At 68.6% G+C, this 23,569-nt stretch carries 17 protein-coding genes, 1 tRNA gene and 1 pseudogene; 10 read left to right on the forward strand and 9 right to left on the reverse strand.

The features are described from left to right. Positions 1-6: 6 nt before the first annotated feature. From coaE to polA, 3 genes are all read right to left on the reverse strand, one after another. Positions 7-1,221: a dephospho-CoA kinase gene (gene coaE, locus L6444_RS15850; protein WP_236975309.1), complete on the reverse strand. Its 1,215-nt coding sequence runs from the start codon at positions 1,219-1,221 to the stop codon at positions 7-9. A 9-nt stretch (positions 1,222-1,230) separates the two neighbouring features. Beyond that, entirely contained in the window at positions 1,231-2,676 is a 1,446-nt protein-coding gene (gene rpsA, locus L6444_RS15855; protein WP_236975311.1) for a 30S ribosomal protein S1, read from the reverse strand. Between the two features lie 131 nt (positions 2,677-2,807). Next, positions 2,808-5,531 (reverse strand): DNA polymerase I, encoded by a 2,724-nt coding sequence (gene polA, locus L6444_RS15860; protein ID WP_370653127.1) that lies wholly within the window; start codon positions 5,529-5,531, stop codon positions 2,808-2,810. A gap of 81 nt (positions 5,532-5,612) precedes the next feature. On the opposite strand from polA, the gene L6444_RS15865 reads away from it, so the two are divergent. Both L6444_RS15865 and L6444_RS15870 read left to right on the forward strand, forming a co-directional pair. Then, a complete protein-coding gene (locus tag L6444_RS15865) occupies positions 5,613-6,056 on the forward strand; it encodes a Zn-ribbon domain-containing OB-fold protein (protein ID WP_236975314.1) in 444 nt (147 codons plus the stop codon). Then, complete coding sequence (locus tag L6444_RS15870; protein ID WP_236975316.1) at positions 6,053-7,255, forward strand: lipid-transfer protein; 1,203 nt, start codon at positions 6,053-6,055, stop codon at positions 7,253-7,255. Before L6444_RS15865 ends, L6444_RS15870 begins: the two co-directional genes overlap by 4 nt. Positions 7,256-7,362: 107 nt before the next feature. Here L6444_RS15870 and L6444_RS15875 read toward each other — a convergent pair. After that, positions 7,363-7,981: pseudogene (locus tag L6444_RS15875) on the reverse strand (ANTAR domain-containing response regulator). An 82-nt stretch (positions 7,982-8,063) separates the two neighbouring features. Here L6444_RS15875 and L6444_RS15880 point away from each other — a divergent pair. Continuing rightward, a tRNA-Leu gene (locus L6444_RS15880) sits at positions 8,064-8,140 on the forward strand. 103 nt (positions 8,141-8,243) lie between these two features. On the opposite strand, the gene L6444_RS31150 is transcribed toward L6444_RS15880, so the two are convergent. The 3 genes from L6444_RS31150 to L6444_RS15885 all read right to left on the reverse strand — a co-directional run bounded on the left by L6444_RS31150 (position 8,244) and on the right by L6444_RS15885 (position 10,748). Beyond that, a complete protein-coding gene (locus L6444_RS31150) occupies positions 8,244-8,363 on the reverse strand; it encodes a PE family protein (RefSeq protein WP_459561242.1) in 120 nt (39 codons plus the stop codon). Further along, on the reverse strand, positions 8,360-8,716 hold the full coding sequence (locus L6444_RS31155) for a hypothetical protein (protein WP_459561243.1): 357 nt from the start codon (positions 8,714-8,716) through the stop codon (positions 8,360-8,362). Before L6444_RS31155 ends, L6444_RS31150 begins: the two co-directional genes overlap by 4 nt. A 217-nt stretch (positions 8,717-8,933) precedes the next feature. Next, the gene (locus tag L6444_RS15885; protein WP_459561244.1) at positions 8,934-10,748 is read right to left on the reverse strand and encodes a PE family protein; all 1,815 of its coding nucleotides are present in this window, start codon (positions 10,746-10,748) and stop codon (positions 8,934-8,936) included. A 209-nt stretch (positions 10,749-10,957) separates the two neighbouring features. Here L6444_RS15885 and L6444_RS15890 point away from each other — a divergent pair, with 209 nt between their 5' ends. The 6 genes from L6444_RS15890 to cydC all read left to right on the forward strand — a co-directional run bounded on the left by L6444_RS15890 (position 10,958) and on the right by cydC (position 18,832). Beyond that, positions 10,958-12,289, forward strand: a complete 1,332-nt coding sequence (locus L6444_RS15890) for an adenylate/guanylate cyclase domain-containing protein (protein WP_236975326.1) — start codon at positions 10,958-10,960, stop codon at positions 12,287-12,289. 31 nt (positions 12,290-12,320) lie between these two features. Continuing rightward, positions 12,321-12,911, forward strand: coding sequence for an HdeD family acid-resistance protein (locus tag L6444_RS15895; RefSeq protein WP_236975328.1), 591 nt, complete (start codon positions 12,321-12,323; stop codon positions 12,909-12,911). A gap of 84 nt (positions 12,912-12,995) precedes the next feature. Continuing rightward, positions 12,996-14,453: a cytochrome ubiquinol oxidase subunit I gene (locus L6444_RS15900; protein ID WP_236975330.1), complete on the forward strand. Its 1,458-nt coding sequence runs from the start codon at positions 12,996-12,998 to the stop codon at positions 14,451-14,453. A gap of 20 nt (positions 14,454-14,473) precedes the next feature. Then, positions 14,474-15,514, forward strand: a complete 1,041-nt coding sequence (cydB, locus tag L6444_RS15905; RefSeq protein WP_236975332.1) for a cytochrome d ubiquinol oxidase subunit II — start codon at positions 14,474-14,476, stop codon at positions 15,512-15,514. A 56-nt stretch (positions 15,515-15,570) separates the two neighbouring features. Then, complete coding sequence (gene cydD, locus L6444_RS15910; RefSeq protein ID WP_255731306.1) at positions 15,571-17,190, forward strand: thiol reductant ABC exporter subunit CydD; 1,620 nt, start codon at positions 15,571-15,573, stop codon at positions 17,188-17,190. Beyond that, positions 17,177-18,832 carry a thiol reductant ABC exporter subunit CydC gene (cydC, locus tag L6444_RS15915; RefSeq protein WP_236975341.1) on the forward strand — a complete coding sequence of 552 codons (1,656 nt, stop codon included), beginning with the start codon at positions 17,177-17,179 and terminating at the stop codon, positions 18,830-18,832. The genes cydD and cydC overlap by 14 nt, the downstream gene beginning before the upstream one ends. Here cydC and L6444_RS15920 read toward each other — a convergent pair. Next, on the reverse strand, positions 18,807-20,195 hold the full coding sequence (locus L6444_RS15920; RefSeq protein ID WP_236975349.1) for a bifunctional lysylphosphatidylglycerol flippase/synthetase MprF: 1,389 nt from the start codon (positions 20,193-20,195) through the stop codon (positions 18,807-18,809). The two genes, cydC and L6444_RS15920, sit on opposite strands and share 26 nt — an antisense overlap. A gap of 112 nt (positions 20,196-20,307) precedes the next feature. Here L6444_RS15920 and L6444_RS15925 point away from each other — a divergent pair, with 112 nt between their 5' ends. Further along, on the forward strand, positions 20,308-20,793 hold the full coding sequence (locus L6444_RS15925; RefSeq protein ID WP_236975351.1) for an MTB12 family secreted protein: 486 nt from the start codon (positions 20,308-20,310) through the stop codon (positions 20,791-20,793). Here the strand turns inward: L6444_RS15925 and L6444_RS15930 are convergent. After that, the gene (locus L6444_RS15930) at positions 20,790-23,567 is read right to left on the reverse strand and encodes a TIR domain-containing protein (protein WP_236975353.1); all 2,778 of its coding nucleotides are present in this window, start codon (positions 23,565-23,567) and stop codon (positions 20,790-20,792) included. The two genes, L6444_RS15925 and L6444_RS15930, sit on opposite strands and share 4 nt — an antisense overlap. Positions 23,568-23,569 lie beyond the last annotated feature (2 nt).

Genomic DNA, 23,569 nt, shown 5'->3' on the forward strand with positions numbered 1-23,569 from the left:
GACCGCTCAGGGCTTCCAGCCGGTGGTGTCGGCCCACTCCCAGGCCCGGCGGTAGGCGTCGAGGAACCACGGTTCTTTGGCGGTGACGTACCGGATGATGTCACCGCCGCCGCCGGCGTCGGCCGCGCGCTTGACTTCCAGATAGTCCGCCCGCACCGCGGGGTTGGCTTTGAGCCAGTCCACGAACAGCAGCGCGAATTGCTGATTCGGCCGTCCGGCGACCCGGATGTGCACGTTGGTCGGACGTCCTGGATCGGCGGAGGCGTGAATACGCTTGTGCCACAACGTTGGATCGTCGCTATGATCGAAGTCCGCGACGGTGCTGCGGGCATCGGTCTTGGCGGCGTCCTGGGTGATGTGCTCGAGACGGGGGTAGCCCGCGGCCAGCAGCGGCTCGACGAGTTCGTCTGCGATGTCCAGTGATTCGACGGTGATCTGGATGTCGATGACGTCCTTCGCGTCGAGGTCCGGCACCGCGGTGGAGCCGATGTGGTCTACCCGCAATGCCCGATGGCCGCACGTAGTCTTGAGCCGGTTGAGGATTCGCGATGCCTGCTCGGGCCAACTCGGGTCGGCCGGGACCAGCCGGGCCTGCGCCCGCGCCGGCTGACGCTCGGCCAGATTGTGCGCGAACGGCAGAATCCGGTTGTGCCACACGTCTTTTGCCCGCTCGATCAACTCCCCCGGGCTGCCGGAGTTGTCCAGCCAGATGTCGGCGACGGCACGACGCTGCTCGTCGGTGGCCTGCGCGGCGATCCGGGCGCGGGCGTCGTCCTCGGTCATGCCGCGTTGCTCGATCAGCCGTCGCAGGCGCAGCTCGACGTCGGCGTGCACGATGACCACCAGCGGGAACAGCGGGGCCATCCCCGATTCCACCAGCAGCGGGATGTCTTCCACCACCACGGAGTCCTGGGCAACCGCGTCGATGATCTCGGACCGGCGCTTGGCGACCAGGGGATGCACGATGCCGTTGAGCTTCTTGCGCTCTTCCTCATCGGCAAAAGCCTTGGCCGCCAACGCCGGCCGGTCCAGCGCACCATCGGGCAGCAGGATGTCCTCGCCGAAGGCGTCGACCAGTGCGGCCAGTCCTTCGGTGCCCGGCTCGACGACCTCGCGGGCGATGACATCACCGTCGACGATGATGCCACCGCACTCCGAGAACGTCTTGGACAGCGCCGATTTGCCGGCGCCGATGCCGCCGGTCAGCCCGATGCGCAGCATCCGAGCGTATTACGCGCTGCCGGCGAGCTTCTCGCGCAGAGCAGCCAGCTGCGCGTCGCTGGCCAGCGACCCGCCCGCGGACTTCTCCGAGGAGCTGCTGCTCGACGAGCTGCTGCCGCCACTGCTGTGGTCGGCTGCCTCCGCGGCGGCGAACTTCTCCATCTGCGCGGTGTGCATCTTGTGCCGCCGCTCGGCCTCGGCGTAGCGGGCCTCCCACTCGTTGCGCTGGGCGTCGAAACCTTCGATCCACTCGTTGGTTTCGGCGTCGAAGCCCTCGGGGAAGATGTAGTTGCCCTGCTCGTCGTAGCTGTCGGCCATGCCGTACTTGGCGGGGTCGAACTCCTCGGTGTAGTCCTCGTTGGCCTGCTTGAGCGACAACGAGATTCGGCGCCGCTCCAGGTCGATGTCGATGACCTTGACCATCGCGTCGTCGCCGACGGCGACCACCTGGTCGGGCACCTCGACGTGGCGCTCGGCCAGCTCCGAGATGTGCACCAGGCCCTCGATGCCCTCCTCGACACGCACGAACGCGCCGAACGGCACCAGCTTGGTGACCTTGCCCGGCACGATCTGACCGATCGCGTGGGTGCGGGCGAAGTGGCGCCACGGGTCTTCCTGAGTCGCCTTCAGCGACAACGAAACCCGCTCGCGGTCCATGTCGACGTCGAGCACCTCGACGGTGACCTCGTCGCCGACGCTGACCACCTCGGACGGGTGGTCGATGTGCTTCCAGGACAGCTCCGAGACGTGCACCAGGCCGTCCACCCCGCCCAAGTCGACGAAGGCGCCGAAGTTGACGATGGAGGAGACCACACCCTTGCGGATGGTGCCCTTCTGCAGCTGGTTGAGGAATTCGCTGCGTACCTCGGACTGGGTCTGCTCCAGCCAGGCGCGCCGGGACAGCACCACGTTGTTGCGGTTCTTGTCCAGCTCGATGATCTTGGCTTCGATCTCCTTGCCGATGTACGGCTGCAGGTCGCGCACCCGGCGCATCTCGACCAGCGAGGCGGGCAGGAAGCCGCGCAACCCGATGTCGAGGATCAGGCCACCCTTGACCACCTCGATGACGGTGCCCTTGACGGCCTCGTCCTTCTCCTTGAGCTCCTCGATGGTGCCCCAGGCGCGCTCGTACTGCGCGCGCTTCTTGGACAGGATCAGCCGGCCCTCTTTGTCCTCTTTGGTGAGAACCAGGGCCTCGACCTCGTCACCGACGGAAACGACCTCGTTGGGGTCGACGTCGTGCTTGATGGAGAGCTCGCGGGCGGGGATGACCCCTTCGGTCTTGTAGCCGATGTCGAGGAGCACCTCGTCCCGGTCCACTTTGACGATGGTTCCCTCCACGATGTCGCCATCGTTGAAGTACTTGATCGTTTTGTCTATTGCGGCAAGAAAATCCTCGCTGGTGCCAATGTCGTTGATGGCTACTTGCGGCGAGGTGACGGTGGGACTCGGCATATTGTTGGGTTGCTCCGGACAGGATTGATCGCAGGGACAATTTGGGTTTACCTGTCGAGGCTACTCGACTGCGTACACGCAGGCCAAACTCGGTCCCGCTGTGGATGAGCGACTTGCTTCCGCGGGGTGACTCAGTGTGCCGCCGAATCCCAGCTGTGACCGTAGCCGACCGACACCTCCAGCGGCACGTCCAGCGGGTACGCGCCACCCATCCTCTCGCGCACCAGCTGCTCCACCTGCTCGCGCTCCCCCGGCGCGATTTCAAGCAGCAGCTCGTCATGGACCTGCAACAACATGCGCGACTTGAGCTGCGCTTCCTTGATCGCCTTGTCGACCTCGATCATCGCAACCTTGATGATGTCGGCGGCGCTGCCCTGGATCGGCGCGTTGAGCGCGGCCCGTTCGGCGGCCTCGCGCACCTGGCGGTTGCTGCTGTCCAGTTCGGGCAGGTAGCGCCGCCGGCCCAGGACGGTCGAGGTGTAGCCGTCCTTGCGGGCCTGCTCCACCACGGCCAGCAGGTAGTCGCGTACCCCGCCGAACCGGGCGAAGTACTGGTCCATCTGTTCTTTGGCCTCTTCGGTGGAGATCTTGAGCTGGGCCGACAAGCCGTAGGCGCTCAACCCGTAGGCCAGGCCGTACGACATCGCCTTGACCCGGCGCCGCAATTCGGCGTTGACCTCGTCGATCGGAACGCCGAAGGCGCGTGAGGCGACGAACGAGTGCAGGTCCTCGCCGGTGTTGAACGCTTCGATCAGCCCCTCGTCACGGGACAGGTGGGCCATGATCCGCATCTCGATCTGGCTGTAGTCGGCCGTCATCAACTCGGTGTAACCGCCGGAGCCGACGACGAACGCGTTGCGGATCTGGCGGCCGGCGTCGGTGCGGATCGGGATGTTCTGCAGGTTCGGTTCGGTGGAGGAAAGGCGGCCGGTGGCGGCGATCGTCTGATTGAACGTGGTGTGGATGCGGCCGTCGGCGGCCACCGAGTTGAGCAGCCCGTCGACGGTGACCTTGAGCCGGGTGACATCGCGGTGGGTCAGCAGATGCTGCAGAAACGGGTGCCCGGTCTTGTCGAAGAGCGACTGCAGGGCGTCCGCGTCGGTGGTGTAGCCGGTCTTGGTGCGCTTGGTCTTGGGCATGCCCAGCTCGTCGAACAGCACCACCTGCAGCTGCTTGGGCGAGCCCAGGTTGATCTGCTTGCCGATCACGGCGTAGGCGGCTTCGGCGGCGTCCCGGATCTCGTCGGCGAACTGGCTCTGCAGTTCGGTCAGCAGGCGCAGGTCGACGGCGATGCCGACGGCTTCCATGCCGGCCAGTACCTGCTGCACCGGAAGTTCCATCTCACCCAGCAGCGCGGTGGAATCGATGCGGTCCAGTTCGGCGTCCAGGGCGTCGGCCAGATCGATGACGGCGCGGGCCCGCAGGATGGCGGTCTGCACGGCCTGCTCGTCGGTGCCTTCCTCGTCATCGAGCAGCGAAAGTTGTTGTTGCTCAGCAGTTTCCGCGCGCAGCTCGCGGCGAAGGTAGCGCAGCGAGAGGTCGTCGAGGGTGAAGCTGCGCTGCCCGGGCCGCACCAGGTAGGCGGCCAGCGCGGTGTCGGAGGTGACACCGGCCAGCGTCCAGCCCCGGCCGGCCAGGTCGTGAATCGCCAGCTTCGCCTCGTGCAGCGCCTTGGGCCTGCCGGGGTCGGCAAGCCACTGCGCCAGGGCGGCGTCGTCCTGCGGCGTCAGCGTGGCGGTGTCCAGGTAGGCGCCTTCGCCGTCGGCCGCGGCGATGGCCAGGGCTGTCGCATCGCCGCCGTGCGGCAGGTGCGTGCCCACCACCGTCAGTCCGGCGCGCCGCCCGTCGCCGACGTGCTCGTCCAGCCACTGCTTCACCGAGCCGGGCTGCAGCGCCCCGCCGCGCACGTCGAATCCCTCGTCGACCTCGGGCTCGACCGCGGCGAGGGTGTCGAACAGGCGGTCCCGCAGGACGCGGAACTCGAGGTCGTCGAACAGCCGGTGGATGTGGTCACGGTCCCAGGGCTGCAGCCGCAGCGTGTCGGGCGTCTGCGCCAGCGGCACGTCCTTGACCAGCTCGGTGAGGTCCCTGTTCAGCACGACGTTGGCGACGTGCGCCCGCAGTGCATCGCCGACCTTGCCGCGCACCGTGTCGACGTTGTCGACCAGCGACTGCAGTGAGCCGTACTCGATGATCCACTTCGAGGCGGTTTTCTCCCCCACCCCGGGAATGCCGGGCAGGTTGTCGCTGGGGTCGCCGCGCAGCGCGGCGAAGTCGGGGTATTGCCGTGGGGTGAGCCCGTATTTCTCGACGACGGCTTCCGGGGTGAAGCGGGTGAGTTCGCTGACGCCTTTGCGTGGGTAGAGCACGGTGACGTCGTCGCTGACCAGCTGCAGGGAGTCGCGGTCGCCGGTGACCACCAGCACTCGGTAGCCCTCGTTCTCGGCCTGGGTGGCCAGGGTGGCGATGATGTCGTCGGCCTCGAATCCCGGTTCGGCCAGCACGGTGATGCCCAGCGCGTTGAGCACTTCCTTGGTGATGTCGATCTGGCCGTGGAACTCGTCGGGCGTCGAGGAGCGGTTGGCCTTGTATTCGGGGTAGCGCTCGGAGCGAAACGTCTGGCGCGAGACGTCGAAGGCCGCGGCGATGTGGGTCGGCGCCTCGTCGCGCAGCAGGTTGATCAGCATGGCGGTGAAGCCGTAGACGGCGTTGGTGGTCAGGCCGCCTCGGGTCTTGAAGTTCTCCGCGGGCAACGCGTAAAACGCCCGGAACGCCAGCGAATTGCCGTCCAGGAGCATCAGGGTCGGCTTGGCTTGATCCTGGGTGGTGGCAGTCACGAGACTCACTCTAGGCATCGGGTCCGACGCGCCCCGGTGTCCCCGGCGCCTCCTGGTGTCCCGTGGTGTCCCCAAACAAGCGCTTGGTAGTCTTGCCGGGTGCCCGAGCTCACCAGCCAGCAACCCGCGATCGAGGGATGGTTCGCCACCGACGACGACGGAACCACCCATCTGATCGGCAGTAAATGCCCGCAGTGCGGGACTTTCGTGTTCCCGCCGCGGGAGAACAACTGCCCCAATCCGGCCTGCGACAGCGACACTTTGGAGTCGGTCGCCCTGTCCAGGCGCGGAAAGCTGTGGAGCTACACCGAGAACCGCTACCCGCCGCCGGCGCCCTACCCGGCGCCCGCCGAGTTCGAACCGTTCGCGATCGCGGCGGTGGAACTGGCCGACGAGGGCATCATCGTGCTCGGCAAGGTGGTCGAGGGCACGCTGGCGGCCGACCTGAAGGTCGGCATGGAGATGGAGCTGACGACGATGCCGCTGTTCACCGGCGACGACGGCGTGGAGCGGATCGTCTACGCGTGGAAGGTCTCGGCATGAGCACTCCTGAGCCGCTCTACATCCTCGGCGCCGGCATGCACCCCTGGGGCAAATGGGGCCGCGACTTCACCGAATACGGAGTGGTGGCCGCCCGTGCCGCGCTGGCCGAGGCCGGGCTGGACTGGCGGCAGATTCAGCTGGTCGCCGGCGCCGACACCATCCGCAACGGCTATCCGGGCTTCATCGCGGGGTCGACGTTCGCGCAGAAGCTGGGCTGGAACGGGGTGCCGGTGTCGTCGTCGTATGCGGCGTGCGCGTCCGGTTCGCAGGCCCTGCAGAGCGCCCGCGCCCACATCCTGGCCGGATTCTGCGATGTCGCGCTGGTGATCGGCGCCGACACCACGCCGAAGGGGGCGTTCGCGCCGGTCGGCGGCGAGCGCAAGAACGATCCCGACTGGCAGCGTTTCCATCTCATCGGCGCGATGAACCCGGTCTACTTCGCCCTGCTGGCGCGGCGCCGGATGGACCTGTACGGCGCGACGTCGGAGGACTTCGCGCAGGTGAAGGTGAAAAACTCCCGGCACGGGTTGCAGAACCCGAATGCCCGCTACCGCAAGGAATCCTCGGTGGAGGACGTGCTGGCCAGCCCGGTGGTGTCCGACCCGTTGCGTCAGCTGGACATCTGCGCCACCTCCGACGGCGCGGCCGCCCTGATCGTGGCCAGCGCGGACTTCGCCCGCAAGCACCTCGGCTCGCTGGACGGTGTTCCGTCCGTGCGTGCGGTCAGCACGGTGACGCCGCGATACCCGCAGCATCTGCCCGAATTACCGGATATCGCAACGGATTCCACCGCGGTGGTGCCCGGACCCGAGCGGGTGTTCAAGGACCAGATCCTGGACGCCGCGTACGCCGAGGCCGGCATCGGGCCCGAGGACGTCAGCCTGGCCGAGGTGTACGACCTGTCGACTGCTTTGGAACTCGACTGGTATGAGCACCTGGGGTTGTGCGGTCGCGGCGAGGCCGAGGCGCTGTTGCGCTCCGGGGCAACGGCTTTGGGTGGCCGCGTTCCGGTGAACCCGTCTGGCGGTCTGGCCTGCTTCGGTGAGGCCATTCCCGCACAGGCGATTGCGCAGGTGTGCGAGCTGACCTGGCAGCTGCGGGGACAGGCGACGGGCCGGCAGGTGGAAGGCGCGAAGGTGGGCGTCACCGCGAACCAGGGGCTGTTCGGGCACGGGTCGTCGGTGATCGTCGCCCGCTAGGGGCTTTCGCGCCGTTTCTGTTGCCTCGAGCGGCCCCAAATGTACGGTCGCAGTGGGCTTTTGCCGTACATATCAGGACGCTCGACGCGCAAGGGGCGCGTCCAAGGTCAAGCGTCCTTGGGCGTATCGAGGGTTTCCAGTACCACCTCGGCGACACGCTTCATCGACGTCCGGCGGTCCATGGCGGCGCGCTGAATCCACTTGAACGCCTCGGGCTCGGTCATGCCCTGCTTCACCTGCAGCAGGCCCTTGGCGCGTTCGATCAGCTTGCGGGTCTCCAGCCGGTCCGACAACGTCGCCACTTCTTTTTTCCAGGGCGGTGATCTCACTGAACCGGCTCATCGCCAGTTCGATCGCCGGGATCAGGTCGCTGGCAGTGAACGGTTTGACCAGGTACGCCATTGCCCCGGCGTCCCGCGCCCGCTCGACGAGGTCGCGCTGGCTGAAGGCGGTCAGCACCACGATCGGCGCGATGCGCTTGCTCGCGATCTCCGAGGCCGCGTCGATACCGTCGCGGCGCGGCATCTTCACATCCATGATCACCAGATCGGGCTGGTGTTGTTCGGCCAACTCCACGGCTTCCTGGCCGTCGCCGGCCTCACCGACGATCTCGTAACCCTCCTCACGCAGCATCTCAGCCAAGTCCATGCGGATCAGCGCTTCGTCTTCGGCGATCAGGACCCGCCGCGTCGGAGCGGCGGCGGCATCGGAGGTGGGGTCCGTCATGACGGATATTCTGTCGTGACGCCTGTGACGGGGAACCCGGGGGGTTCCTCTATGGTGTACTCCGGACCGAAACCGGTTAGCAGCCCTCGTATCCCAACTGGCAGAGGAAACGGATTCAAAACCCGTACAGTGTGAGTTCGAATCTCACCGAGGGCACCAGAGATCCCGCTATCAAGACCGAGCCGTCAATGCTTGTATTCGGGGCATGTGGGAGATCTCGCCGACGTACCTGGCCGACGTACCTGGCGCCGGCGGATCGGCGCTAGATGGCCAACCCGTTGAGCCCATTGACCCCCAGCAGGCCGCCGCTACCACCGTCACCCGGAGTCCCCGGCGTGCCGCCGGTTCCAGCGTTGCCGCCGTTGCCGCCGATGCCGATCACCAAGGCGTTGCCTCCCGCTGCACCGTTGCCGGCGTTGGTCGCGCCCGCGCCGCCGGCGCCACCCGCTCCCCGTTGCCCACCAACGGACCTGCCGCGCCGCCGACCCCGCCCTGCCCGCCGACCTGAGTCACGCTAAATCCGCCCAGACCACCGGTCCCGCCATCGCCGAGCAGCGCAACGTTACCGCCCGCTCCGCCCGCGCCGCCGGCATTGTGCTCGCTCACTCCTCCATCGCCTCCGGCCCCGCCGACGCCGAACACTGCGCCCCCGCTACCACCGCTGCCGCCGGTGCCGCCGATTCCGTTGAAGCCGATTCCGCCGTCTCCACCGACGCCGCCGGCACCGAACAACAAGCCGCCGGTGCCACCATTGCCTCCCGCGACACCAGCGTTGTCGTAGCCGAGCCCGCCGGCCCCTCCGGCGCCACCGTTTCCGGCGAGCAGCCCGGCGTTGCCGCCGCCGCCCCGACACCGCCCGCGGCCTCGCCGAATCCGCCGGAACCTCCGTCGCCGCCGCCGCCACTCAGCAAGCCGGCCGCCCCGCCGGACCCGCCCGCGCCCCCGACACCGCTCAGACCGAAGCCGAGCCCCCGACACCGCCGGCCCCGCCGCCGCTCAGCAAGCCGCCGGCCCCGCCCGCGCCGCCGGCACCGCCGACCCCACTACCGGAGAACGCGAAGCCACCCGGGCCGCCGGATCCGCCATCGCCCAGCAGCGCCCCACCGGCGCCCCCAGCGCCACCGGCGCCGCCGTTGCCCGCGGTCGGAGCTCCCCCTCCGATACCGCCGGCACCGCCGGTGCCCAGCACCCCGGCAGCACCGCCGACGCCGCCCGGGTGGCCGGCCGTACCGGATCCACCGGCCCCACCGTCGCCGAGCAGCAGGCCTCCCGGCGAGCCGGTCAATCCCGATCCCGGCGCCGCGTTGGCGCCATTGCCGATGAGCGGGCGCCCCAGCACCGCTTCGGTCGGCACGTTGAGGGCGGTGAACAGCGGCTGTAGCGGACTGGCGATGCCGCTCGCCCCGGCGCCGCCGTTCGCTGAGACGCCGTAACCGGCCTCACCGCCGTTGCCGGCCACGCCGATCAAGAAAGCTCTTCCGCCGGTGCCGCCGGTGCCGCCGTGGCCGGGGCTCCACCCACCGGTCCCGCCGGAACCGCCGTCGCCCAGCAGCAGACCGCCCTGGCCCCCAGCGCCACCGGTCGCGCCCGCTATCTGGCCGGATCCGCCCGATCCACCGATCCCACCGAAACCGAGCAACAGGGCATTGCCGCCGGCACCCCCGCACCGCCGATATTGCTGCCGAAGCCCCCGCGCCGCCCGAACCGCCGTTGGACCACAGCAGGCCGGCGTTACCGCCGTACCCACCTGCGCCGCCGAGTCCGTCTTCGGCGGACCCGCCCGCCCACCACCGCCGCCGGCGCCGAACAGCAGTCCTGCGTTGCCGCCCGCGCCTCCCGCACCACCGTTATCCCCAGTTCCGGCCGCGTGTCCGCCCGTGCCGCCGGCCCCACCGGGACCGGCGAGCAGACCGGCGTTGCCGCCGGCACCGCCCGCACCGCCCGCACCCGCATCGCCGTATCCGCCGGCCCCGCCGTGGCCGCCGCCGGCACCGATCAGCCCGCCGAGCAGCCCGCCGGCCCCACCCGCACCGCCGGCACCGCCGTTGACACCGCCGAAGCCGCCGGCGCCGCCGAGGCCCCCCGCGCCGAACAGTCCACCGGCACCACCGATCCCACCGGCTCCTCCTGTTCCGGAAGCGGAAGCCCCTCCGGCACCGCCCACGCCGCCGGTGCCGGCCAGCAGACCACCCGCACCGCCCGCACCACCGGCGCCGGCGGTACCCGATGCCACCTTGCCGCCGGCACCGCCTGCCCCGCCGGTACCGAGCAGCCCGGCCGCGCCACCGGCGCCACCGTTATGACCCGGCGCTCCGGACCCGCCGGACCCACCATTGCCGATCAAGATGCCTCCGGCAGCGCCGTTCTGCCCGGTGCCCGGAGTGCCGTTGGCGCCGTTGCCGATCAGCGGACGACCCAACAGGAGCTCAGTGGGCGCATTGATCACCCCGAACACCGCCTGGCTCAAGAATTGCAGCGGATTCGAACCGGCAGCCTCGGCGGCGGCGTACGCACCTCCGCCGGCGCTGAGCAACTGCGCGAATTGCTCGTGATACGCGAAGGCCTGCCCACTGAGCGCTTGAAAGTCCTGGCCATGCCCCTCGAAAAGCGCCGCAATCAACGTCGATACCTCATCCTGGGCGGCCGACAGAATCGCCGTGGTCGGCCCGAGCGCGGCCGCGGTGGCCCCCTGCAAACCCGAAGCCAGTCCGACCAGATCGGTCCCGGCCGCGGAGACCACGTCCGGAGCCGCGAATACGAACGACATAGCGGCGCCCTCCCGTCAGCGCGCCCCACCAAGAGGCGCCTACTGGGCAGTTTGGACCCGCGCGGCAGACCGAATAAATCGGGAGAATTCTCTATTTATCGGTCTGCCGCGACCATCAGCCCGGAATACCGGCACAACCCCTGGTCGTTGCGGTCAAGGTACGCGGCAACACCGCTCGCTAATCTCGGCCAACGGTTAGGCTTTACCCCATGGGCGCAAAAAAGTGCGCTGCCCTCAAAGCTGGCAACGACGACCCGGTTCGCCGGCCCGACTGCGTCGCCGCGGTCCGAGCCCAAACCAAAGACCTGCGGCAGCACTACGCGGACGCCGCTGCCCGCCGGGCGCGCATTCTCGACATCGCTGCCTGGATGGCCGTCCTGGTGAGCGGGAGCTTCGTTGCCGTCCAGCTGCTCACCGGCTCGTGGTTGTGGCAGGTCATCTCGATCAATATCGCCGCGGCGCTGGTCTTTGCGTTCGTTCCGATGCTGCACCGCTTCGGCGAACTGGTGGCACCGCTGACCTTTATCTTCGCCGCCTACGCCACCGTGCTGGCCAGCTGCTGGGACGTGGGAACCGGTTCGGGCGCCCAGCTGTTCTTCATCGTCGGGTCATGTCTGGCCGTATTGCTGCTGGGTATCGAGCACATCGTGCTGGCCAGTTTCCTGGCGGCGCTCGGCGCCGGGCTGGTGATCATGTCCGAGTTCGTGATCCCGCGCAGCACCGGCCTGCAGCCGGATTGGGCGCAGTCCACGGGTTTTGTCGTCACCACCATTTCGGCGTGCGTGATGGTGGTCGCCACGGTTTACTTCGCGTTGCGCGACACCGCCCGGGCCGAGGCGGTCATGGAGGAACAGTACGAGCGCTCCGAGGCACTGCTGGCCAACATGTTGCCGGCCAGCATCGCCGAACGGCTCAAGGAACCCGAGCGGCGCGTCATCGCCGACAAGTACGACGAGGCCTCGGTGCTGTTCGCCGACATCGTCGGCTTCACCGAACGTGCCAGCAGCACCCCACCCGCCGACCTGGTCCGTTTCCTGGACCGCCTGTATAGCGCGTTCGACGCGCTGGTGGACAAGTACGAGCTGGAGAAGATCAAGGTCAGCGGCGACTCCTACATGGTCGTCAGCGGGGTTCCGCGCCCGCGGCCCGACCACGTGCACGCCTTAGCCGATTTCGCTCTCGACATGGCCGACGCCGCAGCCGCGCTCAAGGATCCGCACGGACGAGCGGTTCCACTACGGGTGGGACTGGCCACCGGTCCCGTCGTAGCCGGGGTGGTCGGCTCCCGCCGGTTCTTCTACGACGTCTGGGGCGACGCGGTCAACGTCGCATCCCGGATGGAGTCCACCGATTCGGTCGGGCAGATCCAGGTGCCCGACGAGGTCTACGAGCGGCTGAAGGACGATTTCGAACTGCGCGAACGCGGCTACATCGACGTCAAGGGCAAAGGCGTGATGCGCACCTGGTACCTGATGGGCCGCAAGCCGGTCGAGGAACCGGACAGTCTGCCGGCCGAAGACCTCCGTGTCGCACCCGTCTGAGGTCAAAAGACCCCTACCCCGGCTCCGCCACATGCGTCACACTGGCTGCATGGAAACTAGTCCCGCAACATTGTCGCCGCCTAGTCTGCTCCCCCACCTCTGGAAATCCACCCTGGTATCCGGGATCTTGTCGCTCGCGCTCGGCGCCGCCGTGGCGGCCTGGCCGGGTCAAACGGTCCTGGTGGCCGCCATCTTCTTCGGCGCCTACCTGCTGGTCACCGGCGCTGCCCAGGTCGTCTTCGCGTTCAGTCTGCACGTGTCGGCGGGCAGCCGGATTCTGCTGTTCATCAGCGGTGCCGCATCACTGATTCTGGCGGTGCTGGCGTTCCGTCACTTCGGCAACGCCGTGCTGTTGCTGGCGATCTGGATCGGGGTCGGGTTCATCTTCCGCGGTGTGGCCACCACGGTCTCGGCCATCAGCGATCCCGAACTTCCCGGTCGGGGCTGGGCGATCTTCATCGGCCTGATCAGCCTGTTGGCGGGGATCGTCGTGATGGCTTCCCCCTTCCAATCGATCATCACCCTGGCGTATGTGGTCGGCATCTGGCTCATCGTCATCGGTGTCTTCGAAATCGTGTCGTCGTTCGGCATCCGGAAGGCGTCCAAAAACCTCACCGGCTGATCAGCACGCCCATCGAGTTGGCGTCGGCCAGAACCGATTACTACACTCCGTCGTAGATTGTCCCGCAGCCCCGGGAGCTGACAGATGAACGTTGTTGATCTATCGCGCTGGCAGTTCGGTATCACCACCGTCTACCACTTCATTTTCGTGCCGCTCACCATCGGCCTGGCTCCACTGCTCGCCATCATGCAGACGGCCTGGGTGGTCACCGACAACGTCGCCTGGTACCGGCTGACGAAGTTCTTCGGGAAGCTGTTCCTGATCAATTTCGCCATCGGGGTGGCCACCGGCATCGTGCAGGAGTTCCAGTTCGGGATGAACTGGAGCGAGTATTCGAGGTTCGTCGGCGACGTGTTCGGCGCGCCGCTGGCGATGGAGGGCCTGCTGGCCTTCTTCTTCGAGTCGACCTTCATCGGATTGTGGATCTTCGGCTGGAGCCGACTGCCGAAACTGGTTCACCTGGCCTGCATTTGGATCGTCGCGATCTCGGTGAACGTTTCGGCGTATTTCATCATCACCGCGAACTCGTTCATGCAGCATCCGGTGGGCGTGCACTACAACCCGCAGACCCACCGGGCCGAACTGAACGACATCCTGGCGTTGCTCACCAACAACACCGGCCTGACGGCGTTCGGCCACACGGTCACCGGCGCGCTGCTGACCGCGGGCACGTTCGTGGCTGCCGTCAGCGCCTGGTGGCTGGTGCGGTCACAGACCGACACCGTCGACCCGGGCACTCGGGCGATGTATCGCCCGGCGACCGTACTGGGCTGCTGGGTGGTGCTCCTCGCCACGGTCGGGTTGTTCTTCAGCGGCGATCACCAGGGCAAGCTGATGTTCCGGCAGCAGCCGATGAAGATGGCGTCGGCGGAGTCGCTGTGCGACACCCAGGTCGATCCGGACTTCTCCATCCTGACGGTCGGGCGACAGAACAACTGTGATGCGCTCACCCGTGTCATCGAGGTGCCGTACGTGCTGCCGTTCCTGGCCGAGGGCAAGTTCGACGGCGTCACGTTGCAGGGTGTGCGCGACATCCAGCGGGACTACAACCAGCGCTTCGGCCCAAATGACTACCGCCCCAACCTGTTTGTCACCTACTGGTCCTTCCGCGCGATGATCGGACTGCTGGCCATTCCGGTGTTGTTCGCGTTGACCGCACTGTGGCTGACCCGCGGCGGACGGATCCCGAACCAGCGCTGGTTCGCCTGGTTTGCGCTGCTGGCGATCCCGGCACCGTTCCTGGCCAACAGTGCCGGCTGGGTGTTCACCGAGATGGGCCGCCAGCCGTGGATCGTCGCCCCGAACCCGACCGGCGACCCGAACGTCCACCTCACCGTCGCGGCCGGGGTGTCGCATCACGGGTCCGGGGTGGTGATCACCTCGCTGGTGACGTTCACGCTGGTCTACGCCGTGCTCGCGGTGGTGTGGTTCTGGCTGCTCAAGCGCTACATCGCGGAGGGGCCGCTGGAACACGACGCCGAACCGGCCGCGCCTCCTGCCGAGCAGGAAGACGACGTGGCACCCCTGTCGTTCGCCTACTAGACGCCGAAAGGAGCTGACCGGTGAAACTCCAAGAGTTGTGGTTCGGCCTCATCACGACACTGTTCCTCGGCTTTTTCATCCTCGAGGGCTTCGACTTCGGCGTGGGCATGCTGATGGAACCGTTCGCTCGGGTCAGCAAGGGCGATCGGGAAGCGCATCGGCGCGCGGCACTCAACACCATCGGGCCGGTGTGGGACGCCAACGAAGTCTGGCTGATCACCGCGGGCGCGGCCATGTTCGCGGCCTTCCCCGGCTGGTATGCCACCGTGTTCTCCACGCTCTATCTGCCGCTGCTGGCGATCCTGTTCGGCATGATCGTGCGCGTGGTGTCCATCGAGTGGCGCGGCAAGGTCGACGACACGAAATGGCGGGGCTGGGCCGACTTCGGCATTGCCGCCGGCTCCTGGCTTCCTGCAATCCTCTGGGGCACAGCGTTTTCCATTCTGGTGCGCGGGCTCCCGGTGGGCCCCGACGGACAGGTGGACCTCTCGATCGGTGACGTGCTCAACCCCTACACTCTGCTGGGTGGTCTGGCCACCGCCGGATTGTTCTTGTTCTACGGTTCGGTGTTCGTCTCGCTGAAGACGGCCGACTCCATCCGCGACGACGCCCACCGATTCGGCCGCATCTTGGCGCTGCCGGTAACGGTGTTGGTTGCCGCGTTCGGGATCTGGACGCAGCTGGCGCACGGCAAGGACTGGACCTGGGCGGTGCTGGGGGTGGCGGTGCTGGCCCAGGTGGCGGCGGTGCTGTTGGTGTGGCGACGCGCCTCCGATGGGTGGGCGTTCGTGTGCACGCTGCTGGTGGTTGCCAGCGTGGTGGTGCTGCTGTTCGGCTCGCTCTACCCCAACCTGGTTCCGTCCACGCTGAACAGTCAGTGGAACGTGACGATCTACAACGCGTCGTCCACCGATTACACCCTCAAGATCATGACCTGGGTGACCGCGATCATGACGCCGCTGACGGTGGTGTACCAGGCCTGGACGTATTGGGTATTCCGGCAACGCATCTCGGCTGACCGGATACCTGCGTCGATCGGTTTGACCAGGCGTCCGTCCTGACCGGTAGGAGTGCACGGGGTCCGGTGGACCCCCGGCTGTGGCGGGCGTCCACCGCATTGCGCCGCTACCTGGCCGCCAGTGTGCTCTGCGGCGTGGTGATCTCGGGCTGCGCCATCGCGGCGGCGATCGTCCTGGGCGGCCTGGTGGCGCGGGTCGCTACCGACCCCGCCGCGCGGGAGTTGCGCGAATGGTCGGCATCGCTGTCGATTCTGTCGGCACTGTGGGTTATCCGCACGCTGGCGCACTGGCTACAGGCCCGGCTGGGACAGCGGGGCGCCAGCGCGGTGATCGCCGACCTGAGCGGGCAAGTGTTGACGGCGGTGACGGCCCGACCACCCGATCAGCTTGCCGCAGAACGAGACTCGGCCGCCACGGTGGTCACCCGCGGCCTCGACGGCCTGCGCCCGTACTTCACCGGCTATCTGCCGACGTTGCTGCTGGCCGCGATCCTCACCCCGGCCACCGTCGCGGTGATCGCCTGCTACGACCTGAAGTCGATGGTCATTGTGGTGATCACGCTGCCACTGATACCGGTATTCATGGTGTTGATCGGATTGGCCACCGCCGACCGTGCCGCCGCCGCCCTGCAAGCCATGACCACCTTGCAGGCGAGGTTGCTGGATCTGATCGCCGGCATACCGACGCTGCGGGCGCTGGGGCGGGCGTCGGGACCTGAGCGCCGCATCGCCGAACTCAGTGCGGCGCATCGTCGTTCGACGATGTCCACCTTGCGGATCGCGTTCCTGTCGGCGCTCGTCCTCGAATTGCTGGCCACCCTGGGCGTGGCTCTGGTGGCGGTCAGCATCGGGCTTCGCCTGGTGTTCGGGGAGATGAGTCTGGCCGTCGGCTTGACCGTGTTGCTGCTGGCGCCGGACGTGTATTGGCCGCTGCGCCGCATCGGGGTGGAGTTTCACGCCGCGCAGGACGGACGAGCCGCGGCAGACAAGGCATTTGCGCTCATCGGCGCGCCCGCGGCGCCGCCGCGAGCGCCGGGTAGCCGGACTGTCAGCGCACGCGGGGCACAGATCCGCCTGGAGCACCTCAGCGTCACGTCCCGGGCGGGTCGCGCCCCCGACGATCTGACCGCCGTCGTCGAACCGGGCGCGGTGACGGTGTTCACCGGCCCTAACGGTGCGGGCAAAAGCACCGCGCTGCAGGTGATTGCGGGCCTGACGGCGCCCACGTCGGGCCGTGTCACCGTGGGGGGCGTCGACATCGCCGAACTGGCGTCCGAGCCGTGGTGGGAGCAGTTGTCCTGGCTGCCGCAACGCCCGGTGCTGGTGCCGGGGACGGTGCGCGACAACCTGACGCTGCTGGGTCCGCTGGACGATCTTGAGAGTGCTTGCACGGCTTCGGGATTCGACGCGGTGTTACCGGAGTTGCCACGCGGTCTGGACACCGTGCTGGGTCGCGACGGTGTGGGTTTGTCGCTCGGGCAGCGGCAACGGCTGGGTTTGGCGCGAACGCTCGGCGCTGCGGCGCCGGTGCTGTTGCTGGACGAACCCACCGCGCATCTGGACGCCGCCACCGAGGACCGAGTGCTGCGAGCCGTCGTCGCGCGGGCCCGCGCCGGCGCGACCGTGGTGGTCGTCGGGCATCGCGAGCGGGTCCTGGCGATCGGGGATCGGGTCGTCGAGGTGGTCGCCGGAAGCGAGGCGCGTCATGCGCCGGTCTGATCCGCTCGTGGCGGCGCTGGAGCTGTTGCGGCCCCGGCTGCCGAGGGTGTTGGCCGCTGTGACGTTCGGGGCGCTGTCGCTGGGCAGCGCGCTGGCCCTGGCTGGGGTGTCGGCGTGGCTGATCACCCGCGCCGCGCAGCTGCCCCCGGTGTTGGACCTGTCGATCGCGGTCGTGCTGGTGCGCACGTTCGCGATTTCGCGCGGCGTGCTGCGCTATTGCGAGCGACTGGCCAGCCACGACACCGCGCTGCGGGCGGCCGGCGCGGCCCGCTCCGAAATCTATCGCCGGCTGGCCACCGGGCCGGCCGCGCTGGCAGTCCGGTTGCACAGCGGCGAGTTGGTGGCCCGCGTCGGCGCCGATGTCGACGCGTTGGCCGACGTGCTGGTGCGCGCCCTGGTGCCGATGGGTGTCGCGGCGGTGCTGATGGTGGCGGCCGTCGGCGTCGTCGGGTGCATTTCGCCCTCGGCCGCGATCGTGCTGGCGGTCTGCCTGCTGGTGGCCGGCGTGGTCGCTCCCGCGCTGGCCGGCCGGGCCGCCGAACGGCAGGAAGCCGTTGCCCGCGAGCAGCATTCCGAACGGGACACCTCTGCCATGCTCGCGCTTGAACACGCGCCCGAACTCCGGGTCGCCGGTGCGCTGCCCGGCCTGATCGCCGAATCCCAACAACGGCAACGATCCTGGGGTGCAGCCCTGGACGCGGCCGCTCGGCCGGCGGCGATCGCCGAGGCGCTGCCCACCGCGGCCGTCGGGGTCAGTGTGCTCGGGGCGGTGGTGGCCGCGATCGGGATGGGGTCCTCGGTGGCCCCGACGACGCTGGCCGTGCTGATGTTGTTGCCGCTCTCGGCGTTCGAAGCGACCACCGCCCTGCCGGCGGCCGCGGTGCAGCTGACCCGGTCGCGGATCTCGGCGCGTCGGCTGCAGGAGCTGGCTCCCCGGCTGGACAACCCCGACGAAACCTCGGCGGTCGCACTGCCGCGACCGTCGGGCCGGCTGTCCGCGGATGTGCGTTGCGGTCACCCGGGAACGCCGGGAATCCGGTGCGCGGTCGACGTGGTGCCGGGGGCGCGGCTGGCGGTCACCGGCGCCAGCGGCTCCGGTAAGACCACGCTGCTGATGACGCTGGCCGGTCTGCTGCCGCCCCTGCAGGGACGGGTGACGTTGAACGGCGTCGACGTGCACAGCATCCGCGAAGCTGAATTACGCAGTGCGATAGTCTTTTTCGCCGAAGACGCGCACCTGTTCACCACCACGGTCCGGGATAACCTGCTGGTCGCTCGTGGTGACTGCACCGACGAGGAGCTGACGGCGGCATTGACAGCCGTCGGCCTGGGCGATTGGCTGGCCGGGCTGCCCGAGGGCCTGTCCACGGTGTTGGTCGGCGGCGCGCAAGCGGTTTCGGCGGGGCAGCGCCGACGGCTGCTGCTGGCGCGGGCGCTGCTGTCCCCCGCGCGGATCCTGCTGCTCGACGAACCCACCGAGCACCTGGACCGGAACGACGCCGAGGACCTACTGCGCGGGCTGTTGGCTGCCGACGGCGCCCTGCTGCCCGCCGCCCGGACCGTGGTGGTCGCCACCCATCATCTGCCCCGCGACATCGACTGCGAGAAATTGGACCTCACAAGCGGCGTCGACGCGGCATGAACTCCAGCGACAGCAACACGACCAGCAGCGGAACCAGCTGAGTCAGCGAAATCAGGACATAGCGGCGCGCATCCATGGCGTGGTACTTCTGCAGGTACCGGTACAACGACTCCAGGGAGATGAGCGGGTCCAGGATGTGGACGAGTCGGTAGCACACCCGCAGCAAGCCGCGCGGGTGCTCGCCGAACAGCTCCGGGAACGCCGCGAACGCCAGCGACAACCGTTGCGCCCCTGCCTTTCTCGCCGCTGCGATCATGTCGACGGTGAGCCGCTCGTCGATGCCGTTGGGCGCGTCGCGGCGGCGCCAGGGCACGTCGAGGGAGATGTCGCTGCCCGAGCCCGCGGTGGTGAAACGGTCGAAACCCTGCACGCGGCCCGCCGCATCCCGCGCAATGATCAACTGCACGCCGGGATAGCGGCCCTCGAGCACGCCGTCGAGGCTCATACAAAAGCCGCGGTCGGTGTGGGCGCCCTTGGGCGAGGCCCGTAGCATCTCGGCGAGTTCCGCGCGTTGGGCGTCGGTGAGCGACTGTTCGTCGACGACCTCGGTGGTGATGCCGCGGTTGTGCGTGTGCCGGACGGCTTGGCGCAGGTTGCGGAATCTGCGGCCGGACATCTCGAAATCTTCGACGTCGATGACCACGTCACGCCCGAACGGCACCGCCGTCAGGGACTGGCCGATCGTGTCGGCATCACGCCAGAGGCTCAGGCTGCGATCGCTGCAGGCCAGCACGGCGATGCGCCAGCCGCGGCTATGGCATAGTGCGGCGAAATCGGCGACCAGCGCCGGGAATCGCTCTTCGGCGCCGATCGGATCGCCGCTGACCACGGCGAAGCCCAGTCGCGTCCGGTACGCCAGTGCCGCGGTGCCAGTCTCGTCGAAGAGATAGCACTTGCCCGTCTGCATGGCGAACGGCGCCAACGGATCTTGCTTCGTGGCTTCGATAAGTGCCCACACCTTCGGCAGCTCGTCGGGCCGCGGGCGCGCGGCCGTCGGCCACATCAGGACCAGCCCGGAGCTCGCGATCAGCACCCCACCCGGGAGCGCGAATCCCAGCAGATGGGCGAACAAGCCGCCCAGCAGCACTGACGTCGCGGCAACCGCATGCATGACGGTGACCGGACGGCCGAGGAAGATGCCGCGCGCGATCAACGCGACCGCGGCCAGCACGGTCAGCGACCACGCCAGCCGTCCCCCGAACTGGCCGTCCCGGTGGTTTCCGGTGAGCACGACGACCAGCCAGACCGACGCACAGACCAGAGCCGCCGCGCCGATACAGCGCAGAGCTAGCGAATCGACTTGGACCACAACGCGTTCGCGCGCCCGAATGCGCTTGGTCAGTCCCACCGACGGCACCCTCACCCCGTCTCCTCCAAGCCGCGCCCTACCCGCAAACGTTACGCCTGATCCGGGCGAATTTGCGGCTGGCCGGGTCTAACATCAGCACCGAATGGTGTTGAGAGGACAGCGGACGATGACGAAACTCCTGGCCACCGCGGCGACGATGGCCGCTCTCGCCGGAGCGCTCTACCTCGTGCCCACCGACACGGTGGCCACCCGGACACAGTTCCTCGACTTCGCTTCGCCGCTGCCCCTCGATCCCAGCCCAGCCTTGCCCGCGGCCGCCGACCTGCTGGCGTTGCTCAACGCGCTACAGGACCCGAACGTATCGTTCGTCGACAAGAGCCACCTGGTCGAGGGCGGTATCAGTCCGGTCGAGGCGCACCTCGCCGATGCCCGGATGAAACAGGCCGTCGCACACGGCGAACTGCCGCTGACGGCCGCCGTGGCCAATATCCAGCCGGCCGGCCCCGACCAGGCTTCGGCGGATGTCACGATCTCGGGCCCGAAACTGACCCCGGTGACCCAGAAGCTGACGTTCATCAAGCAGGGCGACTGGAAGATCACCCGGGCCTCCGCGGTGTCCCTGCTCGAGGAATCGGGCGCCGCCAGAAGCTAACCGGGCGAGATCGGCAGCCCCGGGCACACCGTGCGGTAACCGATGTCGGGTGACACCCAGTCGCGCCATTGTTGCCGGCTCATGTTGGCGGTGATCTTGTCGCACAACAGCTCTGGCCACGCCGTCGGAGCAGGCCACAACCGCAGCGTCCGGTCCTGGCTGCTCGAGACCACGCGGTGACCATCGGGACTGAACGCTACGCCGGTGAGCACCTCGTCGTGCCCGGTGAGCGGGACACCGAGCGGCTCACCGGTGCCGGCAGCCCAGAACCGCAGCGTGTTGTCGGCGCTGCCGGACACGATGTACGCGCCGTCGTGGCTGTACGCGACGGAGCGCACCACCGCGGAGTGCCCGGTCAGCGGTTCGCCCACGGGCGCACCGGTGGTCGCGTCCCAGAGGCGCAGCGTGGTGTCCCAGCTGGCGCTGACGATGCGCTGCCCGTCGGGGCTGTAGGCGAGGTCGCGAACCGCCCGGGTGTGCCCGGTCAAGGGCGCGCCGACCGGCGCGCCGGTGGTCGCGTCCCACAGCCGCAGCGTGGTGTCCCAGCTTCCCGAGGCGATGCGGCGGCCGTCCGGACTGAACGCGACGCACTCGACGAAACCGGTGTGCCCGGTCAGTGGCGCGCTGATGGGCGCGCCGGTGGCGGCGTTCCACAGTCGCAGTGTCATGTCGGCGCTGCCGGAAACGATCCGCTGCCCGTCCGGACTGAACGCGACGCTGGTCACCCCGCTGGTGTGCCCCTGCAGCGGGCCGCCGATCGGGGCACCGGTCAGGGCGTCCCACAACCGCACCGTGTTGTCGCTGGCACCGGAGACGATGCGGCGCCCGTCGGGGCTGAACGCCACGCTGTTGACCTGGTTGGTGTGCCCGGTCAGCGGGGCGCCGATCGCGGCGCCGGTCACGGCGTCCCACAGCCGCACCGTGTTGTCGCCACCGCCGGAGACGATGCGGTGCCCGTCGGGGCTGAACGCCACACTTTGGACCGGCGCGGTGTGCCCGGTGAGCACCCTGCTCAGGGCCGCGTCGGGGTCCCATACCCGCAGCATGTCGTCGGCGCCGCCGGAGACGATGCGTCGCCCACCCGGCCCGAACGCGACACTGGCCACCTGGCCGGTGTGCCCAACCAGCGGTACACCGACCGGCGCGCCGGTGGTCGCGTCCCACAGCCGCAGCGTCTTGTCGGCGCTGCCGGAGACGATCCGCTGCCCGTCCGGGCTGTACGCCACGCTGGTCACCTGGTCGGTGTGGCCGGTCAGCGGCGCCCCGATCGGTGCACCGGTGCGGGCGTCCCACAGCCGCAAGGTGTTGTCCCAGCTACCGGAGACCACGCGTAGTCCGTCGGGACTGAACGCCACGCTGGACACGTCGTCGGTGTGCCCGGTCAACGGCCCGCCGACCGGCGTTCCGGTCCGCGCATCCCACAACCGCACCGTGTTGTCGGTGCTCGCCGAGACGACGCGTCCACCGTCGGAACTGAAATCCACATCGGTCACCTGACCGGTGTGTCCGGTCATCGGCGCCCCGATCGGGGAGGCGGTGGCGATATCCCAGATCCGCAGCGTCTTGTCCCAGCTGCCGGACACGATGCGCGCCCCGTCCGGGCTGAACACCACCGCCGACACCGCATCCGTGTGCCCGGTGAACGGGGCACCGATCGGGACCCCGGTTGCGGCATCCCATAGCCGCACCACGTCGTCGCGCCCGCCGGAGACGATGCGGGTTCCGTCCGGGCTGAACGCCACGCTGGACACCGGCTCGGTGTGGCCGACCAGCGGGCCACCGATCGGCGCGCCGGTTTCGGCGTCCCACAACCGCAACGCCTTGTCGCTGGCCGAGACGATGCGTCGCCCGTCCGGACTCAATGCCGTGACCCCCAACGATGCCTCGGCCAACGGGAACATCTTGACGGTGCTGCGCCGCACCGCCAGCGTGTTCAGCAAAGTCCCTACATCGGTGCCCGGCGCGATCGCCGGGGCCGCCAAGATCTGCTGGATGGCGCGCACGTCGCCACCCGGCTGAATGCCGGCGAGCATCGCCGCGCCCTGCGACGCCAACTTCACCGCGACTGCCTGATCGCGCTGGCGCAGCGCTTGCTGCCGTTGATGGACGGCCTCGCGTTGCTGCACTACCGCGAACAGCGCCGCTACCACCGCCACCACCGTCAGCACCACCAGCGCGGCGACGGCAGCCGCGCGCAGCCGGCGTGAGCGGCGGCGCTCCCGCAGATCGTCGCTGGCCAACTGGTCTTTGGGCAGACCATGGATCGGGGCGGCCAGCGCGGTGATCTTCTCCCGCAGCGCGGGTGCTTGCGCATCCCACGGCGCATCACCGCTGACGTCGACGAAGAACGGCTCCGCCGGCAGCGCTCCCGGCTCGGCAAGTACCGGCGGCGCCGCGTCCGACGACTCGGGATCGAATCGCTGGTGCACCGAGTCCCACTGCAGCCGTCCGCCGGCGAGCACCAGCAGCAACCGCTCGCGGCCGGCGCCGGTCGGTGAGTGGTCGAGCCAGTAGCTGATTTCGCGGTTGACCCAATACGATTCGGCCGCCCCCGGCGACAGCACCGCAACCAGGTAATGGGACCGGTCGAGCGCCTCGGTGATCTTGCCCCACAGATCGGGGCTGACGGTCAGGTCGGTGTCGTCGCGGAACACCCGCAGCGCACGCAGCTGGCCCACCCGCCGCCCGATCCGGTGCAGACCCTGCTGGATACCGGCGGCGGCTTGGCGATCGCGACGCGTATACGACAGAAAAGCATCGTAATCCCGTTGCACCG

Source organism: Mycobacterium kiyosense, from assembly GCA_021654635.1.
GTDB lineage: Bacteria > Actinomycetota > Actinomycetes > Mycobacteriales > Mycobacteriaceae > Mycobacterium > Mycobacterium kiyosense.